The organism is uncultured Allobosea sp. (assembly GCF_945957345.1).
Classification (GTDB): domain Bacteria; phylum Pseudomonadota; class Alphaproteobacteria; order Rhizobiales; family Beijerinckiaceae; genus Allobosea.
The window spans coordinates 144501-163100 of record NZ_CAMFKW010000006.1 but is presented as its reverse complement, the minus strand read 5'-3'; the positions used below and the strand labels follow the sequence as shown (position 1 = coordinate 163100).

Genomic DNA, 18600 nt, shown 5'->3' with positions numbered 1-18600 from the left:
CCCTTGTCCGGCGCCTGGCGGGAGCCGTCCCGATTGCTACGTTTGACGCCGTGGCCCGCCCTTTCGAACGGACCGTACTCACTAGAAACTGTCTTTCAGCCACCGCCCGACACGCGAGAAATAGCCGTCCGTCCCGGTTGCGAAATGGCGCGCACCGGCGGCGCGCGGCTCGAAATGCTCGACATGGGCGACCTGCGGATAGACCAGCAGGCCGACCGCCGCCGCAAAGGCCGGGCCCTTGCCCGCTTCCGGCAGGCCCTTGATCCCGAGAGGCCGGCCGGTGCGGACCTGGCCGCCGAGAATGCGCCGCGCCACTTCCGGCAGGCCGGTGAGCTGGCAGGCGCCGCCGGTGAGAACGACGCGCCGCCCGGCCTGGGCCGAGAAGCCGGCATTGTTCAGCCGGTCGCGCACGAGTTCGAGGATCTCCTCGACGCGCGGCTTGATGATCCGCACCAGATGCGACTTGGCGAGATGGTTCGGCATGTCGCGCTCGTCGTCGTCAACCTGCGGCACTGCGATCATGTCGCGCTCGTCGGAGGCGCTGGAGATGCAGGAACCGTGCAGCGTCTTCAGCCGCTCGGCCGCCGAGACGCGGGTCGAGAGACCGCGCGCCACGTCCATGGTGATGTGGTTGCCACCGACGGCGATCGCGTCGGCATGGACGAGATGCCCGCCCGAGAACACGCCGAGCGAGGTCGAGCCGCCGCCGAGATCGACGAGCACGACGCCCATCTCCGATTCGTCGTCGACGAGGACCGAGAGGCCGGAGGCATAGGGGGTCGCGACCACCGCCTCGACTTCGAGATGGCAGCGCTCGACCGCGAGCATGACGTTGCGCGCCGCCGCCGCCTCGCTGGCGACGACATGCATGTCGACCGAGAGCTTGCCGCCGATCAGCCCGCGCGGATCGAGCACGCCCGGCACGCCGTCCAGCGCATAGCCGGTCGGCAGGGCATGGAGCACGGCCTTGCCGGGGCGCAGGGCATGGGTCGCGGCGGTCGCGAGCACGCGCTTCACATCGGCATCACCGACCGAACCGGAGCGCAGGTCGACGCTGGCGGCGTAATGCTGCGAGCCGATGCGCCCACCGGTCAGGTTGACGATGACCGACTGCACCTCGACCTTGGCCATGCGCTCGGCCGCATCGACTGCAGCGCGAATGGCGCGCTCGGCGCTTTCGAGATCGACGATCGCGCCGCCCTTCAGGCCGAGCGAGCGCTGGTGGCCGATGCCGATGATGCGGGCGACATGGGTGCGCCCACGCAGCCGCTCGTTGCTCTCGGCCGGGCTCAACTCGGCGATCAGGCAGACGACCTTGCTGGTGCCGATGTCGAGAATCGACAAGGTCGCGCTCTTGCGCGACGACAGCGGACGCATGCGTGGGGTCAAACCCTGGGAGGTAACGTGGTTCACGCCTCGCCTCCCTTCTTCTTGGCCTTGCTCTTGAGCTGGTCGGCGCGGGCTGCGGCCGCCTCCTCCGAGAGCCGCATCACAACGCGATCGTGCTGGCGCAGGTCGATGGCCAGCACATCCTTCTCGAGGATGCGATAATCGCTCTCCAGCGACACGAGGCGCTGCACCGCGGCTTCCGGCTTGGTCTCGGGCAAGCGCACATCCATGCCGTTGTCGAGTTTCAGGTTCCAGCGACGCCCGGAAACCAGGGTCGCTGCGCGGATATGCTGGGCGAAGGCGCCGGCCTTGTTGCGGATCGCCAGATATTCGGCGGCGCGGTTATTGGCGTCGGCGCCGACGACGAGCGGCAGATAGGCGAAGCGGCCGTCATCCATCTTGTCGATCACCGTGCCGTCGGCCGCGATCACGAAGAGCTCGCCCTTCACCTGCCAGAGCGCATAGGGCTCGCGCTCGGTCAGCGCGATCGAGACCTCGCCCGGATAGAGCTTGCGGACGGCGGCCTCGCGAATCAGCGGCGTCGCCTCGAGCTGCTTGCGGGCCTCGTCGGCGTCGAAGAACACCAGCGAGGTCTTCGAATCGATGCCGGCCGCGACCAGGACCTCCTGCTCGGACAGTCCCGAGAGGCCGGAAATGGTGACGCGGTCGATGCCAAAGCCGAGCGCCCGCGCGAACATGTGGCGCGGCTCGCCGTAATTGTCCTGCATGGTCTGCCAGTGGCCGCCGAGCACGAAGCCGCTGCCAAGGCTGAGCGTGAGGAAGCCCAGCGCCAGCCAGGTGCCGAGGCTCTGCGGCAGGCGCTGCGCCAGCGGCACCGCGACGGCGCTGCGGCGCGAGCGGCGCATCCAGCGACCCTGGCGCTGCTCACCCACCAGAAGCTGGGGGGCGGCAGGCGCGACCGGGAGCCGGGAGAGCGGCCGGGCAGGCGCATATCGGGGCATGGCAACGGTCTTCGTCGTCATCGCTTTCACCGATCGAGGGAGGCGTCCTCCACCATCCATTTGACGAGCTCACCGAAATCCAGGCCCGCATGGGCAGCCAACTCGGGCACCAGGCTGGTTTCGGTCATCCCGGGCTGCGTATTGACCTCCAGCCAGACGAGCGTGTCGCTCTCGTCGTGGTAACGGAAGTCAGATCGGCTGACGCCCCGGCATCCGATTGCTTGATGCGCCGTTAACGCACACTCTTCGATCTGCTGGTAAATTTTCGGTAAAATTTGAGCCGGACAGATGTGGATCGAGCCGCCTTTCGCGTACTTCGCGTCGTAGTCGTAAAACTCACCGGTTGCGGCTTGTATTTCGGTCACACCGAGGCTGCGGTCGCCCATCACGGCGCAGGTCAATTCGCGCCCGGCAATGAAGGTTTCGGCCAGCAGCATTTCGCCGCAAGGCCAGTCCGGCCGGGCGATTTCCTGCGGCGGGTGTTCCCTGCCCTTCTTCACGATCACGACGCCGACGGAAGAGCCCTCGTCGATCGGCTTGAGCACGTAGGGTGGCGGCAGGACATGCTGCTTGGCGGCGGCGAATCGCGAGACGTTGACGCCATGCGCGACCGGCACGCCGGCCGCCTTCACCACGGTCTTCGCCCGGTCCTTGCGGATCGCCAGCGCCGAGGCGAGCACGCCGGAATGGCTGTAGGGAATGCGCAGAATCTCCAGCACGCCCTGGATCGTGCCGTCCTCGCCGAACCGGCCATGCAGGGCGTTGAAGGCGACATCGGGCTTCAACTTCGCCAGCACCTCGGCGATGTCGCGCTGCACGTCGACGCGGGTGACGCGATAGCCGACGCTCTCCAGCGCCCGCGCGCAGGCCGCGCCGCTGTTGAGACTGACCTCCCGCTCGACGGACCAGCCGCCCATCAGCACTGCAACATGTTTGGTCATCGACGCTTCGCTCCTGCGATGCGTCCAACCTCGTTAAACTTGGTTAACAGCGCGTTAACCATGACGCGGCCGGCGTTAACGGAGCCGTCGCGCAACGGCTGGAAGCCGCGGGAACTGCGCTAGGGTCGGGCCTCGCCGATCTTCGCAAGCAGCCGCCTCAGCTCTACCCGCTCCTCTCCCGAGAGCGCACTCACCAGCCGCTCCTCCGTCGCGACATGGCTGACGACGATTCGGTCGGCCAGCACGAAGCCGGCCTCGGTCAGCACGATCCGCAAGGCTCGCCGATCGGAAGGATCGGCCTGGCGCTCGATCAAGCCGCGCCTCTGCAACCGGTCGAGCCGGTTGGTCATCGCCGAGGTCGAGATCATCATGTCCTGCGCCAGTTCGGAGGGCGACAGCGCCTGCCCCCTGCCCTGGCGCCTGAGCGTCAGCAGCACGTCGAAGCCGGCCAGATCCAGCTCATCGGCTACGAGATTCGCAGCAACCCCGTCACGCACCCGGTCTGCCGCGCGCCAGAGGTCGCCGCAGACCGCCATGACGCCGGTGTCGAGATCGGGCCGTTCCCGTCGCCACTGCGCCAGGATCGAATCCATCGGCCCGCTCTGAACGGAGGCTCGCTCCTGACCCATTCCGACTCCTTGCCAAGTAACTTCACGTCAGATAATTTTATATCGAATTATCTTATATCAAATCAAACATAGCAGCCGCGCTACCATGAGCCAAGCGCGACGCGCCATCGGAGGCCGAAATGCCACTGAACCGGACCTTGCTGACCACGATCCTCGTGCCCTGCATCTGGGGCACGACCTACATCATCTTCACCCAGACGCTGCCAGTGGATCACCCGCTGCTCGTCGGCGCGCTGCGGGCCCTGCCCGCTGGATTGCTATTGATGGCGCTCGGCCCCGGCCTGCCGCCGCGCGACAAGCTCCTGCCGCTGGCGGCGCTCGGCCTTGCCAATATCGGCATCTTCTTCGCCCTGCTCTTCGTCAGCGCGGCACGCCTGCCCGGCGGCCTTGCCGCGACGGTCGGCTCGACCCAACCGCTGATTGTCGGCCTGCTCGCCTGGCCCCTGCTCGGCCGGCGTCCGGTGCGCGGCCAGATCATCGCCGCGCTCGCCGGCCTCGTCGGCGTCGCCCTCCTTGTGCTCGATCCGCACGCGAAACCCGATGCGCTCGGCATCGTCGCCGGCCTCCTGAGCGCCGCCTCGATGGCGACCGGAACCGTGCTGATCGAACGCTGGGGCAAGATGGGTTCGCCGCTCGCGATCGCGGCCTGGCAGCTCACGCTCGGCGGCCTGATCCTGCTGCCGGTAGCCCTGCTCGTCGAAGGCGCGCCGCCACTGCCGAGCGCCTTGAACGGCATCGGCCTGACCTATCTCGTGCTCATCGGAACCGCCCTGACCTACTGGCTGTGGATCAGGGGAATCACGACACTGGGGGCCGGCGTCGCCTTTCTCGGGCTGCTCAGCCCGACCATGGCGACGATTCTGGGCGCGGTGCTGCTGGGCGAATGGCTGAGCCCGCTTCAGTTCCTGGGCATCGCGATCGTGCTCGGCTCGACGATCGTGGGAATGATCCTCTCCCGCCGCCGCGCCTCCGCGGTGCCGGCTACGCCGCAACCCCGAGCCGCTTGATCTCCCACTGGAGCTCGAAGCCGGAATTCTCCTTGACCCGGCGGCGAACTTCCTCGCCAAGCCCTTCGACATCGGCCGCCGTCGCACCGCCGGTGTTGATCAGGAAGTTGCAGTGCATCTCGGAGACCTGCGCCCCGCCGACGCGCAGGCCGCGGCAGCCGGCAGCTTCGATCAGCTTCCAGGCCTTGCCGCCTTCGGGGTTCTTGAAGGTCGAGCCGCCGGTGCGTTCCTTGATTGGCTGGGCAGCCTCGCGCGCCTGCGTCACCCGGTCCATCTCGGCCTGGATTTCCGACTGGTCGCCCGGCCGGCCCTGGAACAGCGCCGAGGTGAAGATGATGTCGCGGGTCGAGGCCGCGCTGTTGCGATAGGTGAAACCCATCTCGGCATGGGAGAGCGTCACGATCTCGCCCTTGCGAGTGACGCCGCGCGCGGAAACCAGCACATCCGTGGTCTCGCCGCCATGGGCGCCGGCATTCATGCGCAACGCGCCGCCGATCGAGCCGGGAATGCCGCGATAGAAGGCCAATCCGTCGAGCGAGGCATCGGCCGCGGCTCGCGCGACCTTGACGTCCGGCACGGCCGTGCCGGCGCGCAGCCGGTCGCCGCTCTCCAGCGCGATCTCGCCGAAGGCCCTGCCGCCGAGCCTGATGACGACGCCGGGAATGCCGCCATCGCGCACGATCAGGTTGGAGCCAAGCCCGATCACCGTGACCGGGACATCCTCCGGCAGCTTCGAGAGCAGATAGGCGAGGTCCTCGTCATCGGCCGGTGTGAACAGGATCTGCGCCGGGCCACCGACGCGGAACCAGGTCAGGCCCGCGAGCTCCTGATTGGCAAGGAGCCGGCCCCGCAGATCGGGAGCCGAGGCACGGATGTCGGAAGTGAGGTCTGCGAAGGGCATGGCTCGGCGCTTACTCCTTCTCCCCTCGGGGGAGAAGGTGGCCCGGCAAAGCCGGGTCGGATGAGGGAAGCCCCACGAGACCGAGAACACTTGCGATCTCGCGCAGGACGAATTCGAGGTTTCCTAGCACGCGTTCATTGGGAAAGCGCAAGACCCGATAGCCTTCCCGTTTCAGGAAAGCCGTGCGGACGGCGTCCCTGGTGCGTGCCTCCAGAGTTGCATGCGGTTCGCCGTCGAGTTCGACGATGAGCTTATGCTCGAAGCAGCAGAAATCGGCGATGAAAGGCCCAATCGCCATCTGGCGCTTGAATTTCAAGCCAGCGAAACGGCGGTTGCGAACCGCTTGCCAGAACAGAGCTTCAGCCCGTGTCGGCTCCTCCCGCTGACCGCGGGCGAAGTCGCGTGTGCGGGATGAGTTCTTGCGATGCAGGGCTGTGCCTTTCATCAAGCGGCTCTTCCTTCTCCCCTCGGGGGAGAAGGTGGCTGCGAAGCAGACGGATGAGGGCAGCCTTGCAGCGCCTCACCCGGTCTTCCCTCATCCGACCCGGCTACGCCGGGCCACCTTCTCCCCCAAGGGGAGAAGGATTCAAGGCTTACCCCTTGAGCGCCGCGAGTTCCCCCGGCAACGCGTAGGCCCACTGCGTAATGTTGCCGGCGCCGAGGCAGACGACATAGTCGCCGGGTCCTGCCAGCTCCGCCACCATCCCGGCGAGCTTGTCGGAGCTTTCCAGCGGCAGCGCATGGCGATGGCCGCGCGCCTTGATCCCGGCGACCAGCGAATCGCGATCGGCGCCGGCGATCGGCGCTTCGCCGGCCGCATAAGTGTCGGCCACGATCACCGTATCGGCATCGTTGAAGCAGGCGGCGAAATCGTCGAACAGGCTCGACAGGCGCGTATAGCGATGCGGCTGGACGATCGCGATCACCTTGTTCTTGGTCGAGGCGCGGGCCGCCTTCAGCACGGCAGCGATCTCGACCGGATGATGGCCGTAATCGTCGAAGATCAGCGCGCCGTTCCACTCGCCGGTCTTGGTGAAGCGGCGCTTCACGCCGCCGAAGCCGGCCAGCGCCTCGCGAATGCGCGGCACGGGGATGCCGAGGTCATAGGCGACCGCGATCGCAGCCGTGGCATTGAGCGCGTTGTGATGGCCGGGCATCGGCATGACGAGGTCGCGGATGACCTCGTCGCGGCCGGTCTTGCGGTCGCGGATCAGCAGCGTGAATTGGGCCTGCCCGCCCGAAAGATCGATGTCGATGAGACGGAAATCGGCCTGCGGGTTCTCGCCATAGGTGACGACGCGGCGGTCGGTGATCTGGCCGACGAGACCCTGCACCGTCGGATGGTCGATGCACATCACCGCGAAACCGTAGAAGGGCAGGTTCTCGACGAAGGAGCGGAATGCCGCCTTGATCGCGTCGAAGGTGCCGAAATGGTCGAGATGCTCGGGGTCGATATTGGTGACGATCGCGACGTCGGCCGGCAGCTTCAGGAAGGTGCCGTCCGACTCGTCGGCCTCGACCACCATCCAGTCGCTCTCGCCCATGCGGGCATTGGTGCCGTAGGCGTTGATGATGCCGCCATTGATCACGGTCGGGTCGAGCCCGCCCTTCTCCAGCAGCGTCGCGACCAGGGAGGTCGTGGTCGTCTTGCCATGGGTGCCGGCGATGGCGACGCAGCTCTTCAGGCGCATCAGCTCGGCCAGCATCTCGGCGCGGCGCACCACCGGCAGGCGCTTCTCGCGCGCGGCGAGCAGCTCGGGATTGTCGCGCTTGATCGCCGTCGAGACCACGACGACCTCGGCCTCGCCGATATTCTCGGCCTTGTGGCCGACGAAGGTGGTGATGCCCTTGTCGGCGAGGCGCTTGACGTTGGCGCCGTCGGAGGCGTCCGAGCCCTGCACTTTGTAGCCGAGATTGTGCAGGACCTCGGCGATGCCGGACATGCCGATGCCGCCGATGCCGACGAAATGGATGGAGCCGAGCTTCGGCGGCAGCTTCATGGTCCTGGAATCCTGTCAGTTCGAATGATTGGCCATGGCGATCACGAGATCGGCGAGGCGGTCGGCGGCGTCGGGGATGCCGGCGCTCTTCGCGTTTGCCGCCATCGTCGTCAAGTGTGTGGGCTGCGCGATGAGCTTGGACAATTCGGCAGCAAGATGGCGCGGCGTGAAGTCCGGCTGGAGGATGCGGGTCGCGCCGCCCACCCCTTCGAGGAAGGCCGCGTTGGCGGCTTGATCCTGGTCGAGCGAGCCCGGTAGCGGCACCAATAACGCCGGCCGGCCGATCACGGTGAGTTCCGCCACCGTCGAGGCGCCCGAACGCGCGATCACGAGTTGTGCGCCCGCCATCTGCGCCGGCAGATCCTTGAAGAAGGGCGCGACTGTCGCCGGAATGCCGAGCGTCTCGTAGACGCCGCGCACGCGCTCGTCGTCCTCGGCGCGCGCCTGCTGGACGATGGTCAGGCGGGCCCGCTCGGCATCGGTCAAGAGCTGGACCGCTGGCGGCACGATATCGGCCATGATGCGCGCGCCCTGGCTGCCACCGAAGACGAGCAGCCTGATCTTGCCCTCGCCCGGCGGGTCATACTCATGGGCCGCAGCCGCGATCACGGCGGGACGCACGGGGTTGCCGACATGGCGGCACTTGGCCTGCTGCGCTTCCGTAAGACCGCCGACCTTGGCAAAGCCGGTCGCGATCACGTCGGCGCGGCCGGCGAGGAAGCGATTGGCCCGGCCGATCACGGCGTTCTGCTCATGGATCAGCGTGCGAACGCCTGCGAGCGAAGCCCCGAGCACCGGCGGCACAGTCGGATAGCCGCCGAAGCCGACGACGACATCCGGCTTCACCTGCCGGATGATCCGCCGCGCGGAGAACGTGCCCTTGGCGATATGGAAGAGCGCCTTGGCTTTCTGCAATGGAGAGCGGCCGGACGGCGTCGCCGCCGGCACGGCATGCACCGCCTCGGCCGGGAAACTGCCGGCGAATTCGGCGGCGCGCGTATCGGTCATCAGCACGACACGCATGCCTTTGGCATGCAGCGCGTGGCTCAGAGCCTCAGCCGGAAAAAGATGGCCGCCGGTTCCCCCGGCTGCCAGCATGATGAGCTTGCTCGCGGCCATCGGATCACCCCCCGAAATCGGCGGAGCGCGGCCGTCGCCGCGTCAGCGCCAGCAGGAAGCCCGTGCCGACCGCGAGCGAGAGCAGCGAGGAGCCGCCATAGGAGATGAAGGGCAGCGTCATGCCCTTGGCGGGCATCATGTGCAGGTTGACCATCATGTTGATCGCCGCCTGGATGCCGAAGAGCAGGGCCAGGCCGGTGACCGCAAGGCGAATGAACGGATCCTCCGCCTTCTGCGCCACGAACAGCGCCCGGATCACGATGATCGCGAAAAGCGCCACCAGCAGCATGCAGACGACGATGCCGAACTCCTCGGCCGTGACCGCGAAGATGAAGTCGGTATGGGCGTCGGGGAGGATGCGCTTCACCGTGCCCTCGCCCGGACCTTTGCCGAGCCAGCCGCCTTGCGCGAAGCTTTCCAGCGCGGTGTCGACCTGGAACGAGTCGCCCGAGCCTTTGTCCATGAAGCGCTCGATACGGGCGCGGACATGCGGCACGAATTCATAGGCCACGACGATGCCGACCGCACCGACGCCGCCGAGCCCGATCACCCAGAACCAGTGCAGCCCGGCGACGAAGAACAGCCCGGCCCAGACGAGACTGACCAGCATGGTCTGGCCGAAATCCGGCTGGAGGACGAGCGGCACGATAGTGAAGGGCAGCAGCAGCAGCGCCAGGATCGTACCCGGCAGGTCCGGCCGGCGCGTTCCCTCGGCGAAGGCCCAGGCGGCCATGACGACGAAAGCGGGCTTCAGGAACTCGGACGGCTGGACGGAACCCAGCGGCCCAAGCGTCAGCCAGCGTTTCGCCCCCTTCACCTCGACGCCGAAATAGAGCGTCGCCACCACCATGGCGAGCGAGGCGACATAGAGCAGCAGCGCCGTGCGGCGCACCTGGCGCGGCGTCATCAGCGAGACGCCGAGGAAGATCACCATCGCACCGGCGAGATAGGCCGCCTGCCGGTTGACGAAATGGAAGGTCGAGAGGCCGAGCCGCTCGGCCACCGGCGGGCCGCCCGCCATCAGCAGCACGACGCCGGAAACCATGAGCGCGACGAGCGCGGTCAGGATGAAGCGGTCGATCGACCACCACCAGCGGCCGCTGAGAGAAGGTTCCGCGCGCGAGACCATGACGGGCATCCCATCGACAAATTCTGCGCAGCCGAGGCCGCGCTTGCGTGACGAATCACTCTGTCAATGAATGGTTAACCGATTGATTCCGATGCGCCGGATCAGCGGTTCCGGGAAGCGCCATCCACATCATCGCACAGCCACGGAACGGAACGCCGACGCCATGCCGTTGAGCAATACAGCGGCGCGCGGCCGGCTCACAGCCGAATGCAGAATGATCGGCCGCGTCGGCAGCGACGGCAGCTTGAAGCGGGCGCCGACATCGACCAATCCAGCGGGAACGGCGCAATGCGCGAGCGGCGCGAGGCCAAGCCCGGCGCTCGCTGCCGCTGCCACCGAGGCCGCGCCCTCGCCGACGAAAGCTTCCCGCCACGGCAAGCCGGCAGCTGCCAATGCGTCGACGGCCATCGCCCGCAGATTGCACGGTTGCCGCTGCACCGCGAGCGGCAACGGTTCGCCCTGGAACGATAAGAATGTCGGCGCGGCGAACCAACCGAAGCGCGACTCGGCGAGGATTTCCCCGTCACGCCGGCTGGCATCGTGGCGCAGGACGATGACCGCATCGAGCTCGCCGGCATCGAACATCTCGAGCAGCCCGCGCGAGAGCCCCGTGCGCAGCGACAGCGTCACGCCCCCGCCCGCCTGCCCTGCGACCTGGATCGCCCGCGTCAGCTCGGGACCGACGAGATGATGCGTGACGCCGAGATTGAGCGACACGTTCTCCTGCATCAGCGCCTCGGCGGCACGGCGATGAGCGGCGAGCACATTCCGCGCCGGCCCGAGGAAGCGCTCGCCGGCCGGTGTCAGGCTGATGCGGCGCGGCGTTCTTTCGAGCAGGCGCTGGCCGATCTGAGCCTCCAATCGCTTGAGCCGCAGCGAGACCGCCGCCTGCGTCGTGTTCAGCGCGGCAGCCGCCTTGGTGAAGGAGCGCAGATCGGCGGCGAGCACGAAGGTCTCGACGGCCTCGGGATCGAGCGGGCGGCGGATATCCATAAGAGATCGATATCACTGATATCCGAAACACGACAATTCCGATGAGATGAAAATCGGCGTCTGGTCGCGGCATCACTCCCGGACCCGAAAGCTCATGACCAGAACCACTCTCGCCAACCCATCTGCACCCAGCGCGGAGCCGGCACAGGCCGGCATCTCCATCTGGACCGTCCTGACGGTCGCCGTGGCGACGCAGACCGCCGGCTCGGTGGTCTCGCAGGGCGTCTACATCCTCGTGCCCTTCTGGCGCGATGCCTTCGGCGTCTCGCTCGCTTCGGCCTCGCTGGCGGTGACGCTGATGAACGGCGCCCAGATCGCAACGATCTATGGCATCGGCCGGGCGATCGACCGCTATGGCGAGCGTGTCGTCGTCGGGCTGGCCATGCTCGCGATGGCGGCCGCGATGGTGGCCGCTTCCTTCGCGACGGAGCTGACCGGCCTCCTGCTCTGCATGGCCTTTTTGGGCGGCACCTATGCCGCCGTGCAACCGGGCGGCACGCGCGCGATCATGCGCTGGTTCCCGCCGCGCCATCGCGCGCTGGCGACAGGCTTCCGGCAGGCGGCCGTGCCACTGGGCACGATGATCGCGGCGGCACTCCTGCCGCTTATCGCCGCGCAAGCGGGTCTGTCTGCCGCCGCCTGGTTCAGCGCTGGTGTATCCGTGCTCGGCAGCCTGCTGTTTCTGCTGTTCTATCGCGAGGGCGGGCAGGTGGCTCCCGAAGCCAGGCGCGAGGAGCCCTTGAAGCTCGGCGCCCTGGTCCGAACAGTTGGACAGAACCCGCAATTCTGGCCCGTGCTCAGATTGGGCATCGCGATGTCGGCTTTCCAGTTCACTTTCACCGCTCATGCCATCGGCTACATGGGCGGTGCGCTTGGCCTTGGCCTTGTCGGCGCAGCCAGCCTGTTCGCGCTGGCGCAGCTCGCCGGCATCCCCGGCCGGGTCGGCCTGCCCTGGCTCTGCGACCGGCTCTGGCCGGGACATCGCCCGCGCGCCTTCGCCGGCATCGCGCTGATCGGGGCCGTGGTCGTCACGATCTTCGCAGCGCTGCCGCTTGGTGCCCCGGCTTGGCTCACGGCATCGGTCCTCGTCGCCTTCGGCCTGTTCGGGATCGGCTGGTTCCCGCTCTATCTGCTGGAGATCGCGGAAATGGCGCCGCCGAGCTCCATTGCTTCGACGGTCAGCTTCGCCTCGACACTCTGCCTGATCGCGATGGCGCTGGGCCCCTGGCTCTTCGGCCTTGTCACCGACCAGTTCGGCTATTCCGCCGCCTGGACGCTGCTGATCGCCCCGGTGCTCGCTACGGCGCTGCCGCTGGCCATTCGAAGAGCATAGTCCGACCGCTTGAAGCTGCGATGTGCAATGTTGAAGATGGCAGGCAGAACCACGTGCTCGCCATCTCCTCGCCTCGACTGCCTTGCAGCTTGATCGAGCTGCCGCGGCCGCTCCTGACACGCATTGTCGTGCTGATGCGGGGAACTCCGCGCCGCAACCGTCTCGACAGCGAAAGGACTGACTATGGCCATCGCCAAGAACACGATCTGCCTGTGGTACGACAAGGATGCCGAGGCCGCCGCCCGCTTCTATGCCGAGACCTTCCCGGACAGCGCGGTGAAAGAGGTTTTCCGCGCTCCGACCGACTTTCCTTCGGGCAAGGCCGGCGACGCTCTGACGGTCACCTTCACGGTCCTCGGCATCCCCTGCCTCGGCATCAATGGCGGGCCCATGTTCAAGCACAGCGAGGCCTTCTCCTTCCAGATCTCGACCGAGGACCAGGAGGAGACGGATCGCTACTGGAACGCGATCGTCGGCAATGGCGGCAAGGAGAGCGAGTGCGGCTGGTGCAAGGACAAATGGGGCCTGTCCTGGCAGATCACGCCGCGCGTGTTGAGCGAGGCGCTCTCTGCCGGAGGTGAAGAGGCGAAGCGCGCCTTCGCCGCGATGATGACGATGCAGAAAATCGACGTCGCTAAGATCGAGGCCGCGCGGCGCGGCTGAGCCTACCGCTTGCTGCCGAAGGGCTCGAAGCCCGGGAGGTCTGCGACGAGCTTGCGGAACGTATCGCCGCGCACCTCGAAATTCGGGAACTGGTCGAAGGAAGCGCAGGCCGGCGAGAGCAGCACCGCGATCTCGCCCTCGCCTGTCGCCGCCAGCGCATCGCGCGTGGCATCCGCCACGGCCTTGTCGAGCGTCATGCTGCGCTCGTAAGTGACGCGCCCGTCATCGTCGAAGGTCGCGGCGAAGAGATCGCTCGCCGCACCGATCAAATAGGCCTTGGCGATATTCGGGAAGTAGCGGCGCAAGCTGTCGATGCCGCCATCCTTGGCCTTGCCGCCGAGGATCCAGAAAATACCGTGGAAGGATGTCAGCGCCTTTTCCGTGGAATCCGCGTTCGTCGCCTTGGAATCGTTGATGAAGACGACGCGGCCGATCCGGCCGAGCTCCTCCATGCGATGCGCGAGACCCGGATAGGTCTTGAAGCCGGCCGCGATCTCTTCCGCGGTGAGGCCCAAAGCCGAGCAAGCGGCAAAGGCAGCCGCCGCATTCTGCGCATTGTGCGAGCCGCGCAACGAGCCGATCCCGGCGAGATTGGCGACGACGCGCGGCTTGCCGTCCTTCACTTCGACGATGCGCGTGTCGAGCCGGCCCTGATTGGCGGTGACGCCGGCGAAGACGCCTTCGTCGAGCGGCTGCTCGCCGCTGATCTTGACCAGCGGACGTCCGTCGGCAGCGCGACGACGCGCCATCTGCTTGGAGGCGTCGTCATCGACGCCGACCACCGCGATATCGGCCGCCGTGACCAGCCTCTCCTTGATCGCGGCGTAGTTCTCCAGCGAGCCATGCCGGTCGAGATGATCCGGCGTCAGGTTCATCTGGATGCCGACGGTCGGCGCGAGCGAAGGCGCAAGGTCGATCTGGTAGCTTGAGCACTCGATGACATGGATGCGGCTCGCGGCGGGCGGCTCCAGCGCCAGCACGGCAGTGCCGATATTGCCGCCCATCTGTACGTCGCGGCCGGCTTCCCCGAGCACATGGGCGATCAGTGCCGTCGTGGTCGACTTGCCATTGGTGCCGGTGATGCAGACGACCGGCGAACCCGGCGCGACCTTGGCCCGCTCAAGGAAGAACAGTTCGACATCGCCGATGATCGCGACGCCGGCTTGCTTGGCCTTTCCCACGGTCCAGTGCGGCTCGGGATGGGTCAGCGGCACGCCGGGTGAGAGCACGAAAGCCCCGAAATCCAACCAGTCGGCATTCGCGAGGTCGACGACGGCGATGCCCTCAGCCGCCGCCTTCTCCCGGCTCTTCTCGTTATCGTCCCAGGCCGCGACCTCGGCACCACCCGCCTTGAGCGCGCGTGCCGTCGCGAGCCCCGAGCCGCCGAGGCCGAACAGGGCGACCTTGCGCCCGGCGAAAACCGTTACCGGGGTCATCTCAGCGCAGCTTCAGCGTGGCGAGACCGACCAGTGCCAGCACGACCGAGATGATCCAGAAGCGGATCACGACCTGCGGCTCGGTCCAGCCCAGTTTCTCGAAATGGTGGTGGATTGGTGCCATCAGGAAGACGCGCTTGCCCGTGCGCTTGAACACGAAGACCTGGATGATCACCGAGAGCGCCTCGACGACGAAGAGGCCGCCGACGATCGCCAGCACGATCTCGTGCTTGGTCGCGACCGCGATGGTGCCGAGCAGGCCGCCGAGGCCGAGCGAGCCGGTATCGCCCATGAAGATCTGGGCCGGCGGCGCGTTGAACCAGAGGAAGCCGAGGCCGGCGCCGATCACCGCGCCGCAGATCACGGCGAGTTCGCCCGCGCCGGGGATGTGGTGGATCTGCAGATAGTTCGCGAAGATCGCGTTGCCGACGAGATAGGAGATGAAGCCGAAGGTGCCGGCCGCGATCATCACCGGCACGATGGCGAGCCCGTCGAGCCCGTCGGTCAGGTTCACCGAATTGCCCGCACCGACCACGACGAAGGCCGTGACCAGCGGGAACAGAATGCCGAGCGGGATGATCGCTTCCTTCAGGAAGGGCATCGCGAAGCCCGAGCCGATCGAGGGCGGCTGCGTCTGCATGATGAAATAGCAGGCGATCAGCGCGACCACGACCTCGATCGCGATGCGCGCCTTGCCGGAGAAGCCCTTGTGCGACTGCTTGGTGACCTTGAGAAAGTCGTCATAGAAGCCGATCGCGCCATAGGCGGCGGTCACGCCGAGCACGATCCAGACATAGGGGTTGCGCAGGTTGCCCCAGAGCAGCACGGCGACGAACAGCCCGGTCAGGATCATCAGCCCGCCCATGGTCGGCGTGCCGCGCTTGGCGAGATGCGATTCAGGCCCGTCCGTGCGGATCGGCTGGCCCTTGCCCTGCTTGATCCGGAGCCAGGAGATGGCCGAGGGACCGAAGAAAAAGACGAAGAGCAGCGCCGTCGCCGTCGCCCCGCCTGCGCGGAAGGTGATGTAGCGGAAGACGTTCAGCACCGGGAAGGTGCCGGACAGTTCAGCGAGCCAGACGAGCATGCTTCAAGGTTCTCTTGTCTATCAGTCTTCGGCAGGCACGGCAGGAAAGCGCGCGAGGATCGCCTTGACGATCGGACCCATGCGCGTGCCCAGCGATCCCTTGACCGTGACGGTGTCGCCGCCGCGGATCGCATCGAGCACGAGCGGCTCCAGCTCGCTCGCGGTTGCGGCATAAGCCCCCCGCATGGCGGAAGGCAAGCTCTCATGGAGCCCTTTCATCAGTGGGCCGCAGGCGAAGACCTTGTCGATCCCGTTCGAAACCAGCGGTTCGGCCAACCCGCGATGCAGCTCCGGGCCGGTCGGGCCGAGTTCCAGCATGTCGCCGAGCACGGCGATGCGCCGGCCACGTCCCTCGACCGGCAGGCGGCCGAGATTCTCGATCGCGGCCCGCATCGAGGCGGGGTTACCATTATAGCTCTCGTCGAGCAGCGTAAGCCTGCCGCCCGGCGCCTGCAGCACCTGCCGCGCACCGCGCCCGGCCGGCGGCGTGAGATCGCCCAGCGCCAGCGCCGCCAGCGCGAGATCGGCGCCGAGCGCATGGACGGCGGCGAGCACGGCGAGCGAGTTCAGCACGATATGCTTGCCGGGGCTGCCCAGGCGATAGGTCACCGGCTCGCCGCAGACGCGGGCCTCGACCGTCGACATGTCGGGCTTCAGCGCGCAGGAGATCAGCTTGACGTCGGCATCGGGGCTCTCGCCGAAGGTGATGATCCGCCCGGCCGGGCCGGACTTGGCGATGTCGCGCAGCAGCTCGGATTGCGGGATATCGGCATTGACGATCGCCGTGCCGCCTTTTTCGAGTTCCCAGTAGACCCCGGCCTTTTCCTCGGCGATCCCTTCGAGCGAGGCGAAGGCCGCGAGATGCACGGGCTGGATCGTGGTGACGATGGCGACCTGCGGGCGCACCATCCGCGCCAGCGGCACGATCTCGCCGGGGCTGTTCATGCCGATCTCGTAGACCCCGTATGCAACGTCGCTGGGCGTCCGACACAAAGTGAGCGGCACGCCCCAATGGTTGTTGTAGGAGGCGACCGGCGCATGCGTCTTGCCCTGGCGCGAGAGCACGAGGCGCAAGGCCTCCTTCGTACCAGTCTTGCCGACCGAGCCGGTGACCGCGACGACGCCAGCCTTCAGTTCGCTGCGCCGCGCGGTGCCCGCATGCTCCATCGCCTTCAGCACATCCGGCACGACGGCGAGCGCACCCGCGCCCTCGAACTGCGCGGCATGCGCCTCGTCGATCACGGCCAGCGCCGCGCCCTTGTCGAGCGCGCCCTTGACGAAGTCATGCCCGTTGCGGGCCTCGCCGGTGATGGCGAAGAAGACGTCGCCCGGCTCCAGCGTGCGGGTATCGATCGAGGCGCCGGTCACGACCGGCGGCACAGCGCCCTCGGCCCGCGCGCGCAGCGCCGTGATCAGCTTGTCTCCGGTCCAGAGCGGGGCGCTCATCTCGTGATCTCCGATAGCGCCTTGCGGACCACGTCATGGTCCGAGAAGGGCAGCGTCCGGTCGCCTATGGTCTGGCCGGATTCATGGCCTTTTCCGGCCACGACCAGCAAATCCCCAGGCTTCAGCATTTTCACTGCGGCGTTGATCGCTTCCTCGCGGTCGCCGATCTCCTGAAGTTTCGGCGAAGCGGCCATGATCTCGGCCCGGATCGTCGCCGGATCCTCGCTGCGCGGATTGTCGTCGGTGACGATGGCGATGTCGGCCCTCTCGGCCGCGATCGCGCCCATCAGCGGGCGCTTGCCCTTGTCGCGGTCGCCACCGCAGCCAAAGACGCAGATCAGCCGCCCGGTCGCATAGGGCCGCAGCGTCATCAGCACGGCCGCGAGCGCATCGGGCTTGTGGGCGTAATCGACGACGACGAGCCCGCCATTGGCCTCGCCGACGAGTTCGAGACGCCCCGCGACGCCCTTCAAGCCGGAAATCGCCTTGAGCGACGCCGCCTTGTCCTCGCCGGTCGCGATGGCGAGCCCAGCGGCGACCAGTGCATTCCCTGCCATGAAGTCGCCGACCAGCGGCAGCTCAATCGAAAGTTCGCGTCCGTCGAAACCAACAGTCAATCGTTGTGAGAAGCCGTCGCGCTCGTTGCGCAGCAGGGTCAGCGTCTCGCCCTTGCGGCCGATGCCGATGATCGGATGCCCGCTCTTGGCCGCAGCCTGAGCCGCCTCCTTCGCATAGGGCTCGTCGCGGTTAATTACGACCGGAGCGCCATCAGGCAGCAACTCCCAGAGGCGCAGCTTCGCGGCGAGGTATTCCTCGACGCTCGGGTGATAATCGAGATGGTCGCGCCCGAGATTGAGGAAGGCTCCGGCGCTCAAACGGACGCCGTCGAGGCGGCGCTGGTCGAGCCCGTGCGAGGACGCCTCCATCGCCAGATGCGTGATCCCCTCGCTCGCGAGCTTGTCGAACGAAGCATGCAGCGACAACGGGTCCGGCGTCGTCAGCGAGCCGTAATCCGCGCCCTTGCTGGTCACCACGCCAATCGTGCCGACGCTCGCCGATTCATGGCCGAGCGCCTGGAAGATCTGACGCGTGAAATCGGAAACCGAGGATTTGCCGCTGGTGCCGGTCACCGCGACGATGGTCCTGGGCTGGCGTGGGTGAATCTTGGCCGCCGCCAGCGAGAGCGCAAGGCGGGGGTCGGCGACCTGCGCGAAGGCGACCCCCGCCGGCAGATCGTCAGGACGCGGCCCGCCCGAGATCACCGCCACCGCGCCATGCCCGACCGCATCCATGATGAAGCGCGCGCCATCGGCCTTGGCACCGGCGAGCGCGACAAAGACGTCGTCGCCCGTCACCTTGCGGCTGTCGAAGGCGATGCCATGCACCTGCTGGCTCGCAGCCTCGGCATCGAAAATCTCGGGGAAGAGGTCGTCCAATCGCCAAGTCATAGAATCTACCATTCCGGTGTCATCCCGGGCGACCGAAGGGAGACCCGGGATCCATGCCTGAACCTTCCTTGGTGAAGCTCAGGCATGGATCCCGGCTCTCCGCTTCGCTCCGGCCGGGAT

The 18600-nt window shown here is 67.1% G+C and carries 17 protein-coding genes; 3 read left to right on the top strand and 14 right to left on the bottom strand.

Annotated elements, in window-relative coordinates; translation table 11 throughout:
* Positions 1-81: 81 nt before the first annotated feature.
* From ftsA to Q0Q36_RS05070, 4 genes are all read right to left on the bottom strand, one after another.
* Positions 82-1377 (bottom strand): cell division protein FtsA, encoded by a 1296-nt coding sequence (gene ftsA / locus Q0Q36_RS05085; protein WP_293796072.1) that lies wholly within the window; start codon positions 1375-1377, stop codon positions 82-84.
* 32 nt (positions 1378-1409) lie between these two features.
* Complete coding sequence (locus tag Q0Q36_RS05080; RefSeq protein ID WP_293796064.1) at positions 1410-2372, bottom strand: cell division protein FtsQ/DivIB; 963 nt, start codon at positions 2370-2372, stop codon at positions 1410-1412.
* Positions 2373-2377: 5 nt separating this feature from the next.
* Positions 2378-3292 carry a D-alanine--D-alanine ligase gene (locus Q0Q36_RS05075; RefSeq protein WP_293796062.1) on the bottom strand — a complete coding sequence of 305 codons (915 nt, stop codon included), beginning with the start codon at positions 3290-3292 and terminating at the stop codon, positions 2378-2380.
* Positions 3293-3411: 119 nt separating this feature from the next.
* Positions 3412-3921 carry a MarR family winged helix-turn-helix transcriptional regulator gene (locus tag Q0Q36_RS05070; RefSeq protein WP_293796060.1) on the bottom strand — a complete coding sequence of 170 codons (510 nt, stop codon included), beginning with the start codon at positions 3919-3921 and terminating at the stop codon, positions 3412-3414.
* Between the two features lie 119 nt (positions 3922-4040).
* On the opposite strand from Q0Q36_RS05070, the gene Q0Q36_RS05065 reads away from it, so the two are divergent.
* Positions 4041-4928 carry an EamA family transporter gene (locus tag Q0Q36_RS05065; protein WP_293796058.1) on the top strand — a complete coding sequence of 296 codons (888 nt, stop codon included), beginning with the start codon at positions 4041-4043 and terminating at the stop codon, positions 4926-4928.
* Here the strand turns inward: Q0Q36_RS05065 and murB are convergent.
* From murB to Q0Q36_RS05035, 6 genes are all read right to left on the bottom strand, one after another.
* On the bottom strand, positions 4903-5829 hold the full coding sequence (gene murB, locus Q0Q36_RS05060) for a UDP-N-acetylmuramate dehydrogenase (RefSeq protein ID WP_293796057.1): 927 nt from the start codon (positions 5827-5829) through the stop codon (positions 4903-4905). The two genes, Q0Q36_RS05065 and murB, sit on opposite strands and share 26 nt — an antisense overlap.
* 10 nt (positions 5830-5839) lie before the next feature.
* Positions 5840-6274, bottom strand: coding sequence for an endonuclease domain-containing protein (locus Q0Q36_RS05055; RefSeq protein WP_293796056.1), 435 nt, complete (start codon positions 6272-6274; stop codon positions 5840-5842).
* A 148-nt stretch (positions 6275-6422) separates the two neighbouring features.
* Positions 6423-7829 carry a UDP-N-acetylmuramate--L-alanine ligase gene (murC, locus tag Q0Q36_RS05050; RefSeq protein ID WP_293796053.1) on the bottom strand — a complete coding sequence of 469 codons (1407 nt, stop codon included), beginning with the start codon at positions 7827-7829 and terminating at the stop codon, positions 6423-6425.
* 15 nt (positions 7830-7844) lie between these two features.
* The gene (murG, locus tag Q0Q36_RS05045) at positions 7845-8948 is read right to left on the bottom strand and encodes an undecaprenyldiphospho-muramoylpentapeptide beta-N-acetylglucosaminyltransferase (RefSeq protein WP_293796051.1); all 1104 of its coding nucleotides are present in this window, start codon (positions 8946-8948) and stop codon (positions 7845-7847) included.
* A 4-nt stretch (positions 8949-8952) separates the two neighbouring features.
* Positions 8953-10077 (bottom strand): FtsW/RodA/SpoVE family cell cycle protein, encoded by a 1125-nt coding sequence (locus Q0Q36_RS05040; protein WP_293796050.1) that lies wholly within the window; start codon positions 10075-10077, stop codon positions 8953-8955.
* A gap of 129 nt (positions 10078-10206) precedes the next feature.
* A complete protein-coding gene (locus tag Q0Q36_RS05035; protein ID WP_293796048.1) occupies positions 10207-11070 on the bottom strand; it encodes a LysR family transcriptional regulator in 864 nt (287 codons plus the stop codon).
* Positions 11071-11164: 94 nt separating this feature from the next.
* Between Q0Q36_RS05035 and Q0Q36_RS05030 the strand changes: the two genes are divergently transcribed.
* Positions 11165-12403 carry an MFS transporter gene (locus tag Q0Q36_RS05030; RefSeq protein WP_293796047.1) on the top strand — a complete coding sequence of 413 codons (1239 nt, stop codon included), beginning with the start codon at positions 11165-11167 and terminating at the stop codon, positions 12401-12403.
* A 183-nt stretch (positions 12404-12586) separates the two neighbouring features.
* Entirely contained in the window at positions 12587-13066 is a 480-nt protein-coding gene (locus Q0Q36_RS05025; protein WP_293796045.1) for a VOC family protein, read from the top strand.
* A 2-nt stretch (positions 13067-13068) separates the two neighbouring features.
* Here Q0Q36_RS05025 and murD read toward each other — a convergent pair whose 3' ends face one another.
* Genes murD through Q0Q36_RS05005 form a run of 4 tightly spaced genes read right to left on the bottom strand, consistent with a single transcriptional unit; the run spans position 13069 to position 18492 of the window.
* On the bottom strand, positions 13069-14502 hold the full coding sequence (gene murD / locus Q0Q36_RS05020) for a UDP-N-acetylmuramoyl-L-alanine--D-glutamate ligase (RefSeq protein ID WP_293796044.1): 1434 nt from the start codon (positions 14500-14502) through the stop codon (positions 13069-13071).
* A gap of 1 nt (position 14503) precedes the next feature.
* Positions 14504-15586 (bottom strand): phospho-N-acetylmuramoyl-pentapeptide-transferase, encoded by a 1083-nt coding sequence (gene mraY, locus Q0Q36_RS05015; RefSeq protein ID WP_265060255.1) that lies wholly within the window; start codon positions 15584-15586, stop codon positions 14504-14506.
* 21 nt (positions 15587-15607) lie between these two features.
* Positions 15608-17032 carry a UDP-N-acetylmuramoylalanyl-D-glutamyl-2,6-diaminopimelate--D-alanyl-D-alanine ligase gene (locus tag Q0Q36_RS05010; RefSeq protein ID WP_293796042.1) on the bottom strand — a complete coding sequence of 475 codons (1425 nt, stop codon included), beginning with the start codon at positions 17030-17032 and terminating at the stop codon, positions 15608-15610.
* On the bottom strand, positions 17029-18492 hold the full coding sequence (locus Q0Q36_RS05005) for a UDP-N-acetylmuramoyl-L-alanyl-D-glutamate--2,6-diaminopimelate ligase (protein ID WP_293796039.1): 1464 nt from the start codon (positions 18490-18492) through the stop codon (positions 17029-17031). Before Q0Q36_RS05005 ends, Q0Q36_RS05010 begins: the two co-directional genes overlap by 4 nt.
* Positions 18493-18600 lie beyond the last annotated feature (108 nt).